The 16,799-nt window shown below is 68.1% G+C and carries 14 protein-coding genes; 10 read left to right on the plus strand and 4 right to left on the minus strand.

Translation table 11 applies throughout. The annotated features are described in order from the left end of the window. Nucleotides 1–217: 217 nt before the first annotated feature. The 6 genes from QTN24_RS19855 (at nucleotide 218) to QTN24_RS19880 (ending at nucleotide 5,347) form a co-directional block, all read left to right on the plus strand. Complete coding sequence (locus QTN24_RS19855; RefSeq protein WP_313839225.1) at nucleotides 218–604, plus strand: OsmC family protein; 387 nt, start codon at nucleotides 218–220, stop codon at nucleotides 602–604. Nucleotides 605–930: 326 nt separating this feature from the next. Further along, nucleotides 931–1,752, plus strand: coding sequence for a hypothetical protein (locus QTN24_RS19860; protein ID WP_313839227.1), 822 nt, complete (start codon nucleotides 931–933; stop codon nucleotides 1,750–1,752). Nucleotides 1,753–2,040: 288 nt separating this feature from the next. After that, nucleotides 2,041–2,661 (plus strand): response regulator transcription factor, encoded by a 621-nt coding sequence (locus tag QTN24_RS19865; protein WP_313839229.1) that lies wholly within the window; start codon nucleotides 2,041–2,043, stop codon nucleotides 2,659–2,661. Further along, nucleotides 2,658–3,092: an Hpt domain-containing protein gene (locus tag QTN24_RS19870; protein WP_124685893.1), complete on the plus strand. Its 435-nt coding sequence runs from the start codon at nucleotides 2,658–2,660 to the stop codon at nucleotides 3,090–3,092. The genes QTN24_RS19865 and QTN24_RS19870 overlap by 4 nt, the downstream gene beginning before the upstream one ends. A gap of 112 nt (nucleotides 3,093–3,204) precedes the next feature. Beyond that, complete coding sequence (locus QTN24_RS19875) at nucleotides 3,205–4,182, plus strand: rhodanese-like domain-containing protein (RefSeq protein ID WP_313839231.1); 978 nt, start codon at nucleotides 3,205–3,207, stop codon at nucleotides 4,180–4,182. A 154-nt stretch (nucleotides 4,183–4,336) separates the two neighbouring features. Continuing rightward, nucleotides 4,337–5,347 carry an LLM class flavin-dependent oxidoreductase gene (locus tag QTN24_RS19880; protein ID WP_313839233.1) on the plus strand — a complete coding sequence of 337 codons (1,011 nt, stop codon included), beginning with the start codon at nucleotides 4,337–4,339 and terminating at the stop codon, nucleotides 5,345–5,347. A gap of 81 nt (nucleotides 5,348–5,428) precedes the next feature. Here the strand turns inward: QTN24_RS19880 and QTN24_RS19885 are convergent, their stop codons facing one another. Next, nucleotides 5,429–6,991, minus strand: a complete 1,563-nt coding sequence (locus QTN24_RS19885) for a methyl-accepting chemotaxis protein (RefSeq protein WP_124685890.1) — start codon at nucleotides 6,989–6,991, stop codon at nucleotides 5,429–5,431. Between the two features lie 165 nt (nucleotides 6,992–7,156). On the opposite strand from QTN24_RS19885, the gene QTN24_RS19890 reads away from it, so the two are divergent. Continuing rightward, nucleotides 7,157–7,915: a lipoate--protein ligase family protein gene (locus QTN24_RS19890; protein WP_313839235.1), complete on the plus strand. Its 759-nt coding sequence runs from the start codon at nucleotides 7,157–7,159 to the stop codon at nucleotides 7,913–7,915. Between the two features lie 12 nt (nucleotides 7,916–7,927). Here QTN24_RS19890 and QTN24_RS19895 read toward each other — a convergent pair whose 3' ends face one another. Then, on the minus strand, nucleotides 7,928–8,647 hold the full coding sequence (locus QTN24_RS19895; RefSeq protein ID WP_313839237.1) for a DUF3047 domain-containing protein: 720 nt from the start codon (nucleotides 8,645–8,647) through the stop codon (nucleotides 7,928–7,930). A gap of 194 nt (nucleotides 8,648–8,841) precedes the next feature. Here QTN24_RS19895 and QTN24_RS19900 point away from each other — a divergent pair, with 194 nt between their 5' ends. The 3 genes from QTN24_RS19900 to QTN24_RS19910 all read left to right on the plus strand — a co-directional run bounded on the left by QTN24_RS19900 (nucleotide 8,842) and on the right by QTN24_RS19910 (nucleotide 12,332). Further along, the gene (locus QTN24_RS19900) at nucleotides 8,842–9,735 is read left to right on the plus strand and encodes a polysaccharide deacetylase family protein (protein WP_313839239.1); all 894 of its coding nucleotides are present in this window, start codon (nucleotides 8,842–8,844) and stop codon (nucleotides 9,733–9,735) included. Nucleotides 9,736–9,841: 106 nt separating this feature from the next. Further along, nucleotides 9,842–11,950, plus strand: coding sequence for an elongation factor G (gene fusA / locus QTN24_RS19905; protein ID WP_313839241.1), 2,109 nt, complete (start codon nucleotides 9,842–9,844; stop codon nucleotides 11,948–11,950). A gap of 130 nt (nucleotides 11,951–12,080) precedes the next feature. Then, complete coding sequence (locus tag QTN24_RS19910; protein ID WP_124685885.1) at nucleotides 12,081–12,332, plus strand: GlsB/YeaQ/YmgE family stress response membrane protein; 252 nt, start codon at nucleotides 12,081–12,083, stop codon at nucleotides 12,330–12,332. Here the strand turns inward: QTN24_RS19910 and QTN24_RS19915 are convergent. Next, nucleotides 12,297–15,449 (minus strand): transglycosylase domain-containing protein, encoded by a 3,153-nt coding sequence (locus QTN24_RS19915; protein WP_313839244.1) that lies wholly within the window; start codon nucleotides 15,447–15,449, stop codon nucleotides 12,297–12,299. The two genes, QTN24_RS19910 and QTN24_RS19915, sit on opposite strands and share 36 nt — an antisense overlap. 301 nt (nucleotides 15,450–15,750) lie before the next feature. After that, complete coding sequence (locus QTN24_RS19920) at nucleotides 15,751–16,776, minus strand: aldo/keto reductase (protein WP_313839246.1); 1,026 nt, start codon at nucleotides 16,774–16,776, stop codon at nucleotides 15,751–15,753. Between the last annotated feature and the right edge of the window lie 23 nt (nucleotides 16,777–16,799).

Genomic DNA, 16,799 nt, shown 5'->3' on the forward strand with positions numbered 1-16,799 from the left:
AACCCCCATCAACCCCGCAACCCTTGTCACTGCTGCGTTTGCAGCGCGGTTCGTGTTGCGAGGGGGCGAATATTAGACGGGTTCCACGCGGTGCGCAAGGGCTTTGCCACGGAAATGTGAAAAAAGAATGAATGCGGCCGCCTGTGCACTTGTCGGCCACTGTATAGAATCCTCTTTCCGGCCGCCCCCGGCTACTACCCCTTCTAGGAATCTTCCGATGACCATCCACGCCCATTGGCTCGCCAGCTCCGGCACGAGCGTCTGCGATCTCGATAACGGCACCGCCAAGTGGCAAGCGGATCTCGACGCGCCCATGGGCAATCCGTCGATTCCGAATCCGCACGATCTGCTGGACTCTGCGCTGGCCGCCTGCACGACGCTCACGCTCCAGCTCTATGCCAAGCGCAAGGGCTATGCGCTGAACGAAGTCCGCGTGAGCGTCGGCCATGAAGAATCGCCGGGCGCTTACAAGATGATTCGCCAGATCGCGCTGGAAGGCGACCTGCCCGCGAACGTCCGCGAAGACCTACTGCGCGTCGCCAACAAGTGCCCGGTGCACAAGTCGCTGTCGGCGACGATCACGATCGACACTACGCTGGCCTGACGCATCCGGGATTGATTTTTCAAATGATAATGGTTATCATTTGCCCTCGGGTTTTGACACGACCTGAGTCAGCAAATGGGTTACCGGACACGCCTGTGTCCGGCCTTTTTTCCCCAGCCTGTCCAGGCAGCCCGCCGGCCCACCTCCCCCTCCGCAGTTTCCCAAGCCGACGCCCCGGCACACTTCGTTCGATAGCCCACGCTCCCACCTCCTTGAAGTGGACGAAGAAGCACGTCACCGCTTTGTCTCCCGTTAATCCCCGCTTAACATGACCCAAAAAAGAACATGGATCAGGACACAGGGAAGCATTCGGGAGCGGGGACATCTTGGCGAATTACCTGGAAGAGTATTGCGCGCGCCTCCGGCGCGGCGGCGTTCGCGCCATGGCTGACAAGCCGTTGATCGTCGAACAGAACGGTACGTATGTGATGAAGTACGTGCCCTTCGAACATCGCAACGAGAACGCCAGGCTCATCCTGGTCAGCGGCACGCCCGGCCATGCCCACGTGCAGCTCGCGGCGACGCTGACCGATGAACTGTTGCGCACCCACACACCTGGCCGCGTCATCCAGCGTGAGCACAAGCGGCGGGTAGAACTGGGCGGCCGCATGGTCCGCCCTAATCTGATCAGGATGCTCGATCACTTTCGCGTGCCCGATCTGGTCGGCCAGCCGCATGCCGCCGCCCTCTGGAACGATGGATTCGAGTCGATCCAGCCGATGGCATTGCTGCCGCACGCCACCACCCGGCGCGGTCTGGCCTTCGACGGCTCGCTGGACGAGATCCTCGAAACCGCCATGCTGCGACGGGTATTCGATCACCTGTTCCTGGCCGCGCTGCCCCAGATCCGGCCCGACGCGATCTATGTCGCGCTGGGCCGCACGGCCTGGGCCGCGCTGCTTCACGCCGTGGATGCCGGTCTGCTGTCGCGCGACCAGTTGGTCGGGATGATGCCGGTACCGGCGCGCGCGGGCAGCATGGTGCGCTACTTCCTGCGCGAGATTGCCGAGCGCGACCTGTCGCCGAACGACCCGGTGCGCCACCGCATTGCGTGGCTCGATGCCGCCCATGCCGAGATGGAGGCCGGAGTACGGCGGATCCGCGACGCCCTGGCGCCAACCGTCCAGCCGGAACGCCTGATCGCCTGATTGAGCTGCTGTGTGCCGCATGCCCCACCTCAGTAGGGATAAGCGATCCTCGCAAGTGCCGATAACACTCTTTGAGGAATCTGACCTCCTCGCATTCCCGATTCGCGACCCCCGTGGCTTACGGTGGGTCGCTATTTTTTTGTCGGACGATATGCCTCTTTAGGCACACACTTGCAGAAATTTCCTACAAGGAATGAGGAAGCGTCGCATATTCAGACTGCCTCCCCGTTTCTATACTGCCTCGTCTTCTGAATAGCCCGGCGATGCCAGCGGCACTGCGAGCAAGGCATGACCACGATCCTGATCGTCGACGATCACCCTGCGCTGCGCCTCGCCCTGCGCGCCAACGTATGCGATCTGATGGAAGTCACGCAGGTCTACGAAGCCGACAACGGTCAGGCGGCCATCGACCACGTCCGCCAGCACAAGCCGGACCTCGTCATCCTGGACCTCGACATCCCGCGCCCGAACGGGATTGAAGCGGTGCCGCAGATGCGGTCGCTGCACCCGTCCATCCGCGTGCTGATCCTTAGCGCCCAGGACCCCCTGCAGTGCGCCGCCCGCGCGTTCCAGGCCGGGGCCCATGGCTACGTCAGCAAGACGCAGGACCTGGACGCGATTACGCGCTGCGCGGAAAGCGTGCTGGCCGGCTTCACCGTGTTCCCGAGCCTGGCGCAGCGTGACCCGACGAACATGGGGCGGACACCGGGCCTGCACAACCTGTCCGACAAGGAAATGGAGATCCTGCGGATGCTGGCCCGCGGGATGAGCAACAAGGTCATCGGCAAGGCGCTGTTCATCAGCAACAAGACGGTAAGCAGCTACAAGGCGCGGATCATGGGCAAGCTGGGTGCCGAATCGGTGGTGGACCTGGCCGACTTCGCGCGTCGGCACCGCCTGGTTCCATGAGCCCTGGCCGCTCATGCGTCCACCTGAAACCCGACGAATGCCGCGCGATCGGCGTGGCCGTGGCCAGTGCCGCCTGCCGCGACGCCACGGTCCAGACGATGATCGTGACCCATCTGCTCGATGCCAACGACAAGGACCTTGCCGCGCTGCGCCGGGCCGTGGCGCGGCGGGACTGGCCGGACGTGCAGCACTGCCTGCACCGTATCAAGGGCAGCGCGGCGCTGGCGCGCTGCACGTCACTGCTGGCGGCGGGCAAGTCGCTGGAATCGGCCGCGGGCCAGGGCAATGCCGCCGTGGTCAACACACTGTTTCCGCGCTACGTCGCTATCCTGAAGGAATTCAGTGACACACTGTCGGCACTGCGTCCCGGCCGCTGCCACCGACCCGGCGATCCCGCCGCGAACGCACCGGCTTCAGGAAATTTGACGTAGTGCCGTGCCGCGCGCCGCCCCCGGCGACGTGCCGGGCTGGCACACTGTGAACCTTTTCCCGGCACCGCCCCCTTTACGTTGCCGGACATCCACAATTGGCGGGAGACATGTCGTGGGCGATTTGCAGGCGTTGCTCGATGGGCACGGACTGAGTCTGGTGTTCCTGAACGTGCTGGCGGAACAGGCGGGCTTGCCCGTGCCGGCCTATCCGATGCTGTTCGTCGCCGGCGCGCTGTCGATGCAGGAGAGCGGGCCGTCGATCGGCGCCGTACTGTTCGCGGTCATCGCCGCGTGCCTGATTGCCGACAGCGCCTGGTATTTCGCCGGCAAGCGCCTGGGCCAGCCGATGCTGCGCACCATCTGCCGCGTGTCGCTGTCTCCCGACACCTGCATCCGCCAGACCCAGTCGCTCTACCTGCGCGTCGGCCCGCGCTCGCTGGTGTTCGCCAAGCTGCTGCCCGGCGCCGGCGCGCTGTCCACGGCCATGGCCGGGATGACGGCGACGCCGTTCCTGACCTTCCTGTTCTACGACGCCCTGGGCGCGCTGGTCTGGGCCGGTGGCGCGCTGTTGGCCGGCGTGGTGTTCAGCGATTTCGTCGATACGATCCTGGCCGCCTTCAGCGCCTACGGGCACATCGCCGTGATGATCGCAGCGGGCGGCTTCGTGCTGTTCATCGCGTGGCGATTCTGGCTGCGCTGGCGCCTGCTGCGCCGAACCGGCCGCATCCCGCGCATGACGGTCATGGAACTGGAACAGCGCCGGGGCGGGGTCGAGCGGCCCGTGGTGGTGGTCGACGTCCGCGCGCAGGGCGAGACGCCGATCGAGCGCATTCCAGGCGCGCTGGTCATGGGCATGCAGGCGCCGTTCAGCGCGCTGGCCGATCACGACAAGGGCTCTGACATCGTCATCTACTGCGCCTGCCCGCACGAGATGTCGGCCGCTGTTCTGGCGGAACGGCTACGTTCGGCAGGCTTTCCGAACACCTGGGCGCTGGCCGGCGGCTTTGACGAATGGAAGCGGCTGCAAGGTGCGCTGAACGCCGATAGCGGCCCCGCCGCCGACGCCCCCAAGCAGGCGGCCGCCCACTAGCCACCGGCGCCCGGGCCCGGGACGCGGGCCCGCCCACGAGGCCCCACGGCCAGCATGGCTTCTTGGCCGGCGCCAGCAGGATCGGGCGGGGATGACTACCATAGCCCGTCCCCGAATCCAACGACGCACGGCCCCGGCCGGTGCGTGGCAAGCCATGATCCCCTATTCCCTGCTCGATCTTTCGCCGATCGCGGAAGGCAGCACCGCCGCCCAGGCCATGCACAACACGCTGGACCTCGCCCGGCATGCGGAACGCCTGGGCTACCGCCGCTTCTGGCTGGCGGAGCACCACAACATGCCCGGCATCGCCAGCGCGGCCACGGCCGTGCTGATCGGCTACGTGGCCCAGGGCACGTCGACCATCCGCGTCGGCTCGGGCGGCATCATGCTGCCCAACCATTCCCCGCTGGTGGTGGCCGAACAGTTCGGCACGCTCGCGTCGCTCTACCCGGACCGCATCGACCTGGGCCTGGGCCGGGCGCCGGGTTCCGACCAGGCCACGGCCCGCGCGCTGCGCCGCCACCTCGACCACGACACGGCCGACAGCTTTCCGCAGGATGTGGAAGAACTGCAGGCCTATTTCGACGAAGTACGACCCGGCCAGCGCGTGCGCGCCGTGCCCGGAGCCGGGCTGAAGGTGCCGCTGTGGCTGCTGGGATCGAGCCTGTTCAGCGCGCAGCTGTCGGCGGCCATGGGCCTGCCGTTCGCGTTTGCGTCGCACTTCGCGCCCGGCTTCATGCGCCAGGCCGTGGATCTGTACCGCCGCACATTCCGCCCGTCCGACCAGCTCGACCGCCCGCACGTGATGCTGGGCCTGAACGTCTTTGCCGCCGATACCGACGACGAGGCGCGCCGCCTGTTCAGCTCGCTGCAGCAGCAATTCCTGTCCCTGGTGCGCGGCACGCCGGGCCAGCTCAAGCCGCCTGTGGACGACATCAGCCGCCTCTGGGACGCCAGCGAAGCCGATCACATCCGCCGCTCGCTGGCCTGCTCGGTGGTCGGCAGCCCGGCAACGGTGCGCCAGGGCATCCAGGCCTTCGTCGACGACCTGCGCCCGGACGAGTTGATGCTGACCGGGCAGATCTACGATCACGCGGCCCGGCTGCGCTCGTTCGAGATTGCCGCGCAGGCCATGCAGGCGCTGCAGCCGACCCCGGTCATCTGACCCGCCATCGGCCTGGGCAAGAAAAAACCGCGGTCCAGGCCGCGGTTTTTTGCTTTGTGGCGCGGGCGGGGCCGCCCGGCGTCAGGCCGTCGCCAGCCGGAACGCCGACACCGCGCGCATCATCGAATCGGCCTGCTCGGCCAGCGACTGGGCCGCCGCGGCCGCCTCTTCCACCAGCGCCGCGTTCTGCTGCGTCACCGAGTCCATCTGCGTCACGGCCTGGCCCACCTGTTCGATGCCGGTGCTCTGCTCGGCCGACGCCGCGCTGATCTCGCCCATGATGTCCGTCACGCGGCGCACGGCGCTCACCACCTCGTGCATGGTCTCGCCAGCCTTGGCCACCAGCGCCGAGCCGTTGTCCACCTGCGCTACGGAATTGTCGATCAGCGTCTTGATTTCCTTGGCCGCGTTGGCGCTGCGCTGGGCCAGGCTGCGCACCTCGCCGGCCACCACCGCAAACCCCCGGCCCTGCTCGCCGGCGCGGGCCGCTTCCACGGCCGCGTTCAGCGCCAGGATGTTGGTCTGGAAGGCAATGCCCTCGATCACGCCGATGATGTCGACGATCTGGCGCGACGCCTGGTTGATCTCGCCCATCGTCACCACCACCTCGCTGACCACCTCGCCGCCCCGGTTGGCGATGTCCGACGCATTCACGGCCAGCGCGCTGGCCTGGCGGGCGTTGTCGGCGTTCTGGCGGACGATGCCGGTCAGTTCCTCCATGCTCGACGCGGTCTGCTCCAGCGCCGACGCCTGTTCCTCGGTGCGCTGCGACAGGTCGAGATTGCCGGCCGAAATCTGGTTGGTCGCCGTGGCAATCGAGCTCGCGGCGCCACGGATATCGCCCAGCGTGGCCGATAGCCGCTGCTGCATCTGTTGCATCGCGGCCAGCACGCTGTGGTCGTCGCTGGCGCTCACGCGCACCGGCACGGTCAGGTCGCCGCGGGCGATGCGCGACACCGCCTCCACCGCATAGGCCGGCTCGCCGCCCAGGCTGCGCTTGACCGTGCGCATGATCAGGCCCATTACCGCCGCGATCATCGCGCCGATCAGCAGCGTGCTCAGGAACGCGTTGATCAGGTTGGCGCGGAAGGCGTCCTCGATGTCGATCAGGAACACGCCGGTCGCCACGAACCAGTCCCAGTCGGCCACGTGGCGCGCGTAGGTCAGCTTGCGCTGCGGGTTCTCGGTGCCCGGCAGGCGGCCGCGGTACGTGGAAAAGCCCGCGTCCTCGCCGCTGGTGCGCCGCGCGCCGTCGATGATGGCGCGGTACACGTACACGCCGTCCGGGTCCTTGAACTCGCCGACCACGTTGCCTTCGGTCTGCGGCAAGCCGGGGTTCAGGATCACCTGCGGCTTGGAATCGACCACGAACAGGTAGCCGTTCTGGCCAAAGCGCATCGCGCGCAGCGCGTCCTTGGCCGCCTTCTGGGCGTCTTCCTTCGACATCGTGCCCTTGGCGGCGCGTTCGGCGTACAGCTTGACGATGCCCTCGCCGGTGGCCACCAGCGACTGCAGGCCGTCGCGGCGCTCCGCCATCATGACGGACTTGGTGTGAAAGGCGTTCCAGGCGCCCAGGGCAAGCAGCAGCACCCACATGACGGCCAGGGCCGCCCAGAGTTTGGCATTGAGGGTAAGTCGGTTCATGATGCGACAGGCTGAGGATGACGGATGGCCCAGCGGACATCCGGCAGGCTTCGAAAATAACGGCAGGTTTGCCGGCGCCTTTGAGCACCATCGTGGCGCATGGCGGATGCTGCACATCGGCAGGACGGCCCGCGCCGGGCTGCTGCCGCCTCTCATCGACCGACCATGACCCTGAACCACGCCACGCGGTTTTCCTTCGTCGACCCCGATCCTGCCGAGGCAGACCCGCTGCAGGGCGAACTCGCGCTGCTGGACCATGCCGCCCGGCAGGGGCCGGTGGCGCAGTTGTGGGAGGCGCCGGTATCGCTGGTGATTCCGCGCAGCTACCTGCGCCAGCCCGGCATCGAGGCCGCGCGAGCCGACTTTGCCGCGCGGGGCTGCCCGGTCTGGCTGCGCATGTCGGGCGGGGGGCTGGTGCCGCAGGGGCCGGGCATCCTCAACGTGAGCCTGGCCTACGCGGTGCCGAAGGGGGCGGCCACGTGGATGGAGCCGGTCTACCTGCACCTGTGCGAGGTGATTGCCGCCGGCCTGCGGCAGGTGGGCGTGGAAACGCACTGGCAGGCCGTGGAGGGGTCGTTCTGCGATGGCCGCTACAACCTTGCCTGGGGGCCGGGCGATGCCGCGCGCAAGATCGCCGGGACGGCGCAATACTGGCGCCGGGCGCCGGCCGACGCCCAGTCGCCGGACGGCCAGCGCCACCTGGTACTGGCCCACGCCATCCTGCTCGTCGATGCCGACCCCGAGGCGATCAACGCCCGCGCCAACGCGTTCGAGGCGGCCATCGGCAGCGGCCGCCACTACGATCCGGCCAAGGTGGTCAGCGTACGGGAGGCAGCGGGCCTGACCGATGCCAGCGGGCTGGCGGCGCGGGTGTCGACGGCCATCCAGGCCGCCATCGCCGCAGCGCCGCCGCCGGGCCAGTAAGCGGGCGCTCGCCTACCGGGCGGACTTGAACGCGATGTCGCCGTACCACGCCCGGGCGGTGGTGCCGGTGTTGTCGGTATCGGTCATCACGCCGTAGCCGGTGAGCTTGCCCGGCGCCTCGCGGAACACCTTCTGGAAATCGCTGACGACGTTGCGGCGCAGGGTCTGCCACTTGCCGGGCTCGTTGCCGACGACGATCATCTGCACGCGGCTGGTGTGGGGGTTCGGGATGACCGTGCCCACCGGCGCGCTGTTGGTCCAGATGTACATCAGCGTGGCGTACGGCAGCTTTTCGCCGGCCGCGCTGGCCGCCAGCGCCTCGGCGCGCTCGCCGATCGACAGGTTGCTGCTGCGGCCGTCGAAGAAGAACACCAGCCGGGCCGGTGCGTCCTCCTTGTCGCCCACCTTGTTGTCGGCGCCGGGAATCGGCGCCGCCACCTTCCAGCGCCATTCCACCACCGGCGTCTTCGACAGGTCGACGTCGCCCTCGTGGACCAGCCCCGAGGCGGCGCTGCTGGCATCGGCCTGCAGCACCGTGGTACCTTTCTGCGCCACCAGCGCGTAGCGGGTGGGCGTCTTGCCCGAGACGACCGGCCGGTTCTGCCAGCCGCCGGGCAGGGCGTCGCCAGGCTTGGCGGCCGAGAACACGACGCCGGGATCGTCGGCATGCGCCGGCAGCGCGGCGCAGGTGAGCAGCACGGACAATGCGATGGGTTTGAGCGGACGGAGCATGGAAACCGCCTTCCTGTCGAATAAGCGTTCAGAGTTCGGAAATGTCCCACCATTCTAGGTAGCCGGCCGGCGCCACGCCGTGAGCCGTTGGCTGAATGCGTGATCGGACGCGCGCTGACAACTACCCCACGTACCGACAACGACGGGCCGGCCGATGGTCATGCCGCCCGCACCGCCCCAATCAACGAATTGCCGTGAACGTCACTTCCACCGGGCAGCGCCCGCGCCGCCGTCTTCCCGCCCTCCCCTGCCTCCCCGCCCTGGCCGCCGCGCTGGCGCTGGCCGGCTGCGCGCTGGGGCCCGTCACGCCGCTGGCGCCCGACACGGCGGCGCGGCTGCCGCCCGTGCGGTTCCTGCTGACGTTCGACGATGGCCCGGACACCGGCCCGTACGGCGGCACGCCGCTAATCCTGCGCCAGTTGGCCGACAACCCGCTGGCGCCAGGCATCAAGGCCATCTTCTTCGTCCAGACCGAACACCCGCGCCGGGGCGGCGGCCCGGAAGGCCGCGCGCAGATGCGCGAGACCTGCGCGCAGGGGCAGCTGATGGCAGTGCACAGCGGCATGAAAGCCGGCCATGTCCCGCACACGCGGCTGGCGCCGGACGTCCTGGCCGCGTCGCTGCGCCGGGGGCAGGGCGACATCGCCGCCCAGTGCGGCCAGGCGCTGGCGGTGGTGCGGCCGCCCAACTGGGCGTACAGCCCCGCCACCCAGGCCGTGTACGCCCAGGTGGGGCTGGGCATGCTGATGGCCGACGCCAACGCGCGCGACGGCAAGTTCTACGGCTGGACCATCAGCCTGCGCCGACGCCCGCACATGCGCCACGAACTCGAACAGGTGGGCCGGGCGATGGCCGCGCACCGGCTGCCGGCCGTGGACGGCGTGACGCCCGTGATCGTCGCCTTCCACGATCCCAACGGCTTCACGGCGTCGCGCATGACCGAATACCTGCAGATCCTGGTGGAGACCGCGCGCGACAATGGCTTGCCTCTGGCCGACCCGCCGTTCTATACCGATACACAGGCGGCCGGCCGCGCGGCGCTGGCCCGGGCCGCCGCCGGCGTCTACGCGCGCGACCACTGGCCCTGATCGGGGCGGGCGGGCCGCCATGCCTTGTGCGGCGCGGGGAAATACGCGCAATTCGTGAAAGTGCTACGCTTATCGGCCCGTGGTGCCCTTGACAGGAGAAAACACCGTGCCCCGCAAGACCCCCATCGAGCGCTATCGCAACATTGGCATCAGCGCCCATATCGACGCCGGCAAGACCACCACCACCGAGCGCATCCTGTTCTACACCGGTGTGAACCACAAGCTGGGCGAGGTGCACGACGGCGCGGCCACCATGGACTGGATGGAGCAGGAGCAGGAACGCGGCATCACCATCACGTCGGCCGCCACCACGGCGTTCTGGAAGGGGATGGCCAACAACTACCCCGAGCACCGCATCAACATCATCGACACGCCGGGCCACGTCGACTTCACGATCGAGGTGGAACGCTCTATGCGCGTGCTCGACGGCGCCTGCATGGTCTACGACGCCGTGGGCGGCGTGCAGCCGCAGTCCGAGACGGTCTGGCGCCAGGCCAACAAGTACAAGGTGCCGCGCATCGCGTTCGTCAACAAGATGGACCGCGTGGGCGCAGACTTCCTGCGCGTGCGCGACCAGATCCAGAGCCGCCTGAAGGGAAATCCGATCCCGATCCAGATCCCGGTGGGCGCCGAGGACAACTTCCTGGGCGTGGTGGACCTGGTCAAGATGCAGGCGATCGTCTGGGACGACGCCAGCCAGGGCGTGCGTTTCGAGTACACCGACATTCCGGCCGACCTGCGGGACCTGGCCCAGGAATGGCACGACAAGATGATCGAGGCCGCGGCCGAGGCCAGCGAGGAGCTGCTTGAGAAATACCTGAGCGGCGAGACCCTGAGCGAGGACGAGATCAAGGCCGCGCTGCGCAAGCGCACCGTGGCCGGCGAGATCGTGCCGATGCTCTGCGGCAGCGCGTTCAAGAACAAGGGCGTGCAGGCGATGCTGGACGCCGTGATCGACTACCTGCCGTCGCCGGTGGACGTGCCCGCCATCCTGGGCCACACCGAGGACGACAAGGAAGCCGAGCGCCATCCGAGCGACGACGAGCCGTTCTCGGCGCTGGCGTTCAAGATCATGACCGACCCGTTCGTCGGCCAACTGATCTTCTTCCGCGTCTACTCGGGCGTGGTCAATTCGGGCGACACGGTCTACAACCCGGTCAAGGCCAAGCGCGAGCGGCTGGGCCGCATCCTGCAGATGCACGCCAACGTGCGCAACGAGATCAAGGAAGTGCGCGCCGGCGACATCGCCGCCGCCGTGGGCCTGAAAGAGGCCACCACCGGCGACACGCTGTGCGACCCCGACAAGGTCATCATCCTGGAACGGATGACGTTCCCGGAGCCGGTCATCTCGCAGGCCGTGGAGCCGAAGACCAAGGCCGACCAGGAGAAGATGGGCATCGCGCTGAACCGCCTGGCGCAGGAGGACCCGTCGTTCCGCGTGGCGACCGACGAGGAATCGGGCCAGACCATCATCTCGGGCATGGGCGAGCTGCACCTGGAGATCCTGGTGGACCGCATGAAGCGCGAGTTCGGCGTGGAGGCTTCGGTCGGCAAGCCGCAGGTGGCCTATCGCGAGACGATCAAGTCGGCGGCCAAGGACGTGGAAGGCAAGTTCGTCAAGCAGTCGGGCGGGCGCGGCCAGTACGGCCACGTGGTGCTGAACCTGGAGCCGCTGCAGCAGGGCGGCGGCTACGAATTTGTCGATGCCATCAAGGGCGGCGTGGTGCCGCGCGAGTTCATCCCGGCCGTGGACAAGGGCATCCGCGAGACGCTGGAGTCCGGCGTGCTGGCCGGCTACCCGGTGGTGGACGTCAAGGCCACGCTGGTGTTCGGGTCGTACCACGACGTGGACTCGAACGAGAACGCGTTCCGCATGGCCGGGTCGATGGCGTTCAAGGAAGGCATGCGCCGCGCCAAGCCGGTGCTGCTGGAGCCGATGATGGCCGTCGAGGTAGAGACGCCCGAGGAGTTCACCGGCAACGTGATGGGCGATCTGTCGTCGCGGCGCGGCATCGTGCACGGCATGGAGGACATCTCGGGCGGCGGCGGCAAGATCGTGCGCGCCGAGGTGCCGCTGGCGACGATGTTCGGCTATTCCACGTCGCTGCGGTCGCTCACGCAGGGCCGGGCCACCTTCACGATGGAGTTCAAGCACTACGCGGAGGCCCCGGCCAATGTCGCCGAGGCCGTGATCACGTCGCGCAAGGCAGGCTGACCGGCCCGGCGCACGCGGGCGGCGCGGCAGACCGGTTACGCCGCGCCGCGCCGATTCGCGCGCCAGTCACATGACGGTGGCACGATGTGCCGCGGTCCTCTTCGCAGTTTCACCACGGAAGGAGCGCATCATGATGGCATTTATCGGTACGGTGTTCGTTGGCCTGATCGTCGGCTTGCTGGCGCGGGCCATCAAGCCCGGCGACGACAAGATGGGCTGGATCATGACGATCCTCCTGGGCGTGCTGGGCGCGCTGCTGGCCGGCTACGTCGGCCGCGCGATGGGCTTCTACCAGCCCGGCGAGGCGGTCGGCTGGATCGCGTCGATCCTGGGCGCGATGGTCCTGCTATTTATCTACGACGCCGTTCGGCGCAAACGCTAGGTTGCCGTCCGCCGCGCCGCCCGCGCGGCCGTCCAGCGCCGGGCTGCCGTCGGGCAGTTGCAGCGTGGTCATCGTCGGGGCGGCCTGGGTGTCGCGGCAGCGCAGCAGCGTGGCATCGTTGCTGCCCGGCGCGGCCATGGCCGAAATCTGCGGCGCCAGCGACCGCAGCACCCGCACCGCCAGCGCGCTGGTGAACACATAGCGCGCGGCATACGGCTCGCGCACGTGCACGGTCACGGTGCCGAAGTAGCGCTCGCCAATCACGAAGACGAAGGTTGCGGACCGGTTCACGGCCCGCGACGAAATCACCCGGCCGCCCGGCCCGTAGGTCTGGAAGCGCTGGTCGCCCGTGCCCGTCTTGCCTCCCACCGCCAGGGGCGCGCCCTGCGGCTGGCCCTTGCGGTTCACCGGCACGAACGCCCCGTTGATCGACTTGGCCGTGCCGGCCTGCACCACGTCGAGCATCGACCGCCGCACCAGCGTGGCAATCTCGGGCGCAATCAGCGGCTTGCCCGGCTGCGGCCGCAGCCCGTAAGTGGTGGCGTACGGCGTCTGGCCGGCAAAGGCCAGCGTGCGCACCGCCGCCGGCTGGGCGTCCACGCCGTTGCCGAGGATGATGCCGGCCAGCTCGGCCAGCGCCGCCGGCCGGTCGCCGGACGCGCCCACGGCCGTCGCATACGACGGCGTCAGCGATTCGAACGGGTAGCCCAGCCGGTGCCAGCGCATGGCGATCTTCTCGAACGCCTCGCGCTCCAGCAGCGTGCGGATGCGGGCGTCCTGCCCGAGCTTGCTGCGCGTCTTGAACAGCCAGGCATAGACGGTCTGCCGGTCCGGCTCGCTCGCGTCGAGGATTTCCTTGAGCGTGGCGTCCGGATGCTTGCCCAGGTACTCCATCATCCACAGTTCCAGCGGGTGGATGCGCGACAGGTAGCCGCGGTCGTTCAGGTTGAATTTGTCGTGACCGTACTTGACGAAGAGCGCCTGCAGGTCTTCCTCCGACGGCTGGAACTTCTTCGGCAGCCGCTCGCGCAGCGTCCGGGCGAAGGTGTCGTAATCGGTATCGGGCCGCACGCTGAGCAGCGTCACCGACAGCCGCACGGCCGCCAGGCGCGGCGTGGGCAGCTTCACGCGGTCCAGCAGCACCTTGAGCCGCTCGTCGTTGGTCTTGCCGCGATACCGCTGCCAGAACGCCGTCATGAACGACGAGCCTTCCTCGTCGGCAAACTGCTCCAGGTAGGCACGCCGGCGCGGCGAGTCGCGGTCTTCGAACAGCGTGGCGGCGTCGGGGTGTTCCTGCCAGACCTGGTAGCGCACGATGTCGCGCATCATGCGGATGAAGACCAGGTTGACCGAGTGCTGGAAGGCCACCCGCACCGTCATCTGGCGCTCGCCCTCCCATTTCTCGAAGTTGGTGAACGCCTGCATGCCGCCGCCCGTGAAGAACGCCTCGCCGGCGTTGCCCGAGTACTTGCGCTCCATCGCCGCTTCCAGCACGGCCTGGCGCGAGCGTTCGGCGGGCGTCTTCGCCTTCATCAGATAGTCCACCGTCCAGCGCGTCAGCGCGTCCTGGCGCGGCACGTCGATGGCCTTCAGCTCGGCCACGCTCATGCCGCGGTAGCGTTCGGCGATCTCGTCGATGACTTCCAGGTACGTGACCAGCGTGCGCAGCTTGGCCGTCGAGCCCAGGTTCAGGCGCGCCCCGCTGTTGATGTCGAACGGCTGGTCGACGTTGTCGGCCTGCACGCGCACCACGCTGGCGTTGCCCACGCGCTCGAACAGCGTCAGGCTGGCCACGAGCTTCGACGGGTCGTCGCCGTCGCGCAGCAGGTTCTTGCCGTACAGGCCCATCTGCCGGGCGTCGTCCTTGTTGCGGATGCGCTGCAGCGTCTGCGTCACCAGCCGCTGCGCCTCGCGGTTGATGGTGCTGTCGACGGTCAGGTCCAGCCGGTCCAGGTCGTAGCGGCTTTCCACGCCCAGCATGTGCTGCACGTCGTTGCGCACCTGGTTCACGGCCTTGCGCGTGACCCACGGCTCGGGCGCGGGCCGCTGCGGCGGCGCCGCCTTGTCCAGCGACTGTTCCAGCGCCGCGTCGCGCAGCTCGGCCGTGATGACGTTCGACGCGGCCAGCAGGCGCAGGTAGCTGCCGGTGAGGGCGTCCAGGTTGGTGTCGTCGCGGCGCAGGTGGTACGACGGCCGGCGCTGCGAGATGATCAGCGACAGCGCGCGCTTGTACGCCTGGGCGGCGCGCGGCGACGGCCGGCGCGGATCCATCTCGCGCAGCAACTGGTTGACCTCCGCGAAATCCTCGCCGTACCAGACGAACATGGCGTCGCCCAGGCCCTCGATCTCGCCGTGGCCGGCGCGCGCCGACATCGGCACCGTGTTGACGTAGTCCACCACGATGTTCTCGCGCGCGCGCTGGGTGTCCGGGCCGTCGCGGTAGGCGCGCAGTGAAGCGGAGGTCATCTGCCGCAGCTTGTCGGCAATCGACTGCGTCTTGCCCTCGGGCGAATGGCGGTATTTCTCGATCTGCGTGGCCAGCGTGCTGCCGCCCGGCGCGCCGTGGCCGCGATCCACCAGCCGGATGCCCTGGTCCATCACCGCGCGCGAGAACCGGCGCCAGTCCAGCGCCGGGTTCATCATCGGGTATTCGGGATTGAGCAGGTTCTGGTTCTCGACGAACAACAGCGACGAGACCAGCACCTTGGGAATGGCGTCGAAGTTGTCGTACTGCCGCTGCGGATAGCGGTCGAGGGACATCGTCAGCGCGTTGCAGTCGCGGATCACCAGCCCGGCCTGCGTCTTCTCGCGGTACGGCGGAAAGATGCCCTGGTCCATCAGCCGCACCATGTCATACGACATGCGCGACTGCGCGGTGGTGACGTAGCCCTGCCGCAGCAGCCGCTCGCCGAATTCGCCCAGCCGCTCGTAGCCGAGCCGCAGGTCGTAGGGGCCGGAATGGGGATAGCGGATGCTGTCGCTCGGCCCGGGCAGGATTTCGTACGTCAACGACTTGCCCAGCCGGCTCATGTAGCGAGCCTGCCATTGGGAGGTACGCGCCTCGTGCGTGACGAGGCTCACGACAATGTACGCGCCGCCGCATACGGCGACCGCCATCCCAGCGAGGATCCAGCCACGACGTGACACGATTCGCATCCGGTTGCGCCGGGCCTGCCGTTTCGGCAGGCATCGCCGGCTCAAAGCCTGCGCCTGACGGCCCTCATCCAAAGGCCATCGCGTGCTTTTATATTACGCGGATCGGCTGGGGAATGTGCGACGGAAGTGGGTCCGCGCACGTATTCAAACGGCCCTGCGTGCGAGCCGCGCAACAGGCAGCTTGGGCATCACTCCCCGCTGTATTTCCAGTGGGGAAAGCCCGGCTGCCGTTGTCATTCCTACCTGTGGCCGGCGCCCGGAATCAGGCGGCACTCACCGGCCGGCCACCGAACGGGTAGTTCGGATCGTTGTAGCCATGCGTCGATGCATGGCCGTGCGGCACCAGCGCATCGACCATCGCCTCTTCCTGCGCCGAGACGGCGGCACCGACTGCACCAAAATAGTCCTCGAACTGCGCCAGCGTGCGCGGGCCGGCGATTACCGAGCTGATGATCGGATTGGCCAGCACCCAGGCAGTGGCAAACTGGCCCGGCGTCAGGCCGCGGCTTTCGGCATGGGCCTTCAGCTTCTGGGCGATGACCAGCGACTCCTCGCGGAATTCGGTCTCCATTATGCGCTTGTCGGCGCGGCCGGCGCGGGAGTCGGCCTGCGGCGCCTGGCCGGGCAGGTACTTGCCCGTCAGCACGCCGCGCGCGATGGGGCTGTAGGGCACCACGCCCAGGCCGAAATGCTGGCACGCGGGCAGGATTTCCACTTCGGGCATGCGGTTCAGCAGGTTGTAGTACGGCTGGCAGGCCACCGGGCGGGGCACGCCTAGCCTGTCGCACAGCGCCGCGATCTCGGCGATGCGCCAGCCGCGGAAATTCGACACGGCCCAGTAGCGGATCTTGCCGGCCCGGATCAGGTCGCCCATCGCGCGCACCGGCTCTTCCAGGTTGGCGCCGGCAAAGTCCCGGTGCAGGTACAGCACGTCGACATAGTCGGTCGCCAGCCGGCGCAGGCTGTCTTCCACCTCGCGCATGATCCAGCTACGGGAATAGTTCTGCTGGTTCGGGCCGCTGCCCATGGCGTTGCCGAGCTTCGTCGCCAGCACCCAGTCGTGCCGGTTTGCCTGCAGCAGCCGGCCGACCATCGATTCGGACGCGCCCTTGGTGTACACGTCCGCCGTGTCGATGAAGTTCACGCCGTGGTCGCGGGCGCTGGCCACGATGCGGGCCGCCTCGGCCTCGTCGGTCTGGTCGCCGAACATCATCGTGCCAAGGCACAGGGTGGATACGTTCAGGTTGCTGGCGCCCAGGCGGCGGTATTGCATGGCGAAATCTGGCATGGCGGTGGTTCCCCGATTGACGA

The organism is Cupriavidus sp. SZY C1, assembly GCF_032190535.1.
Taxonomy (GTDB): Bacteria; Pseudomonadota; Gammaproteobacteria; order Burkholderiales; family Burkholderiaceae; genus Cupriavidus; species Cupriavidus pauculus_C.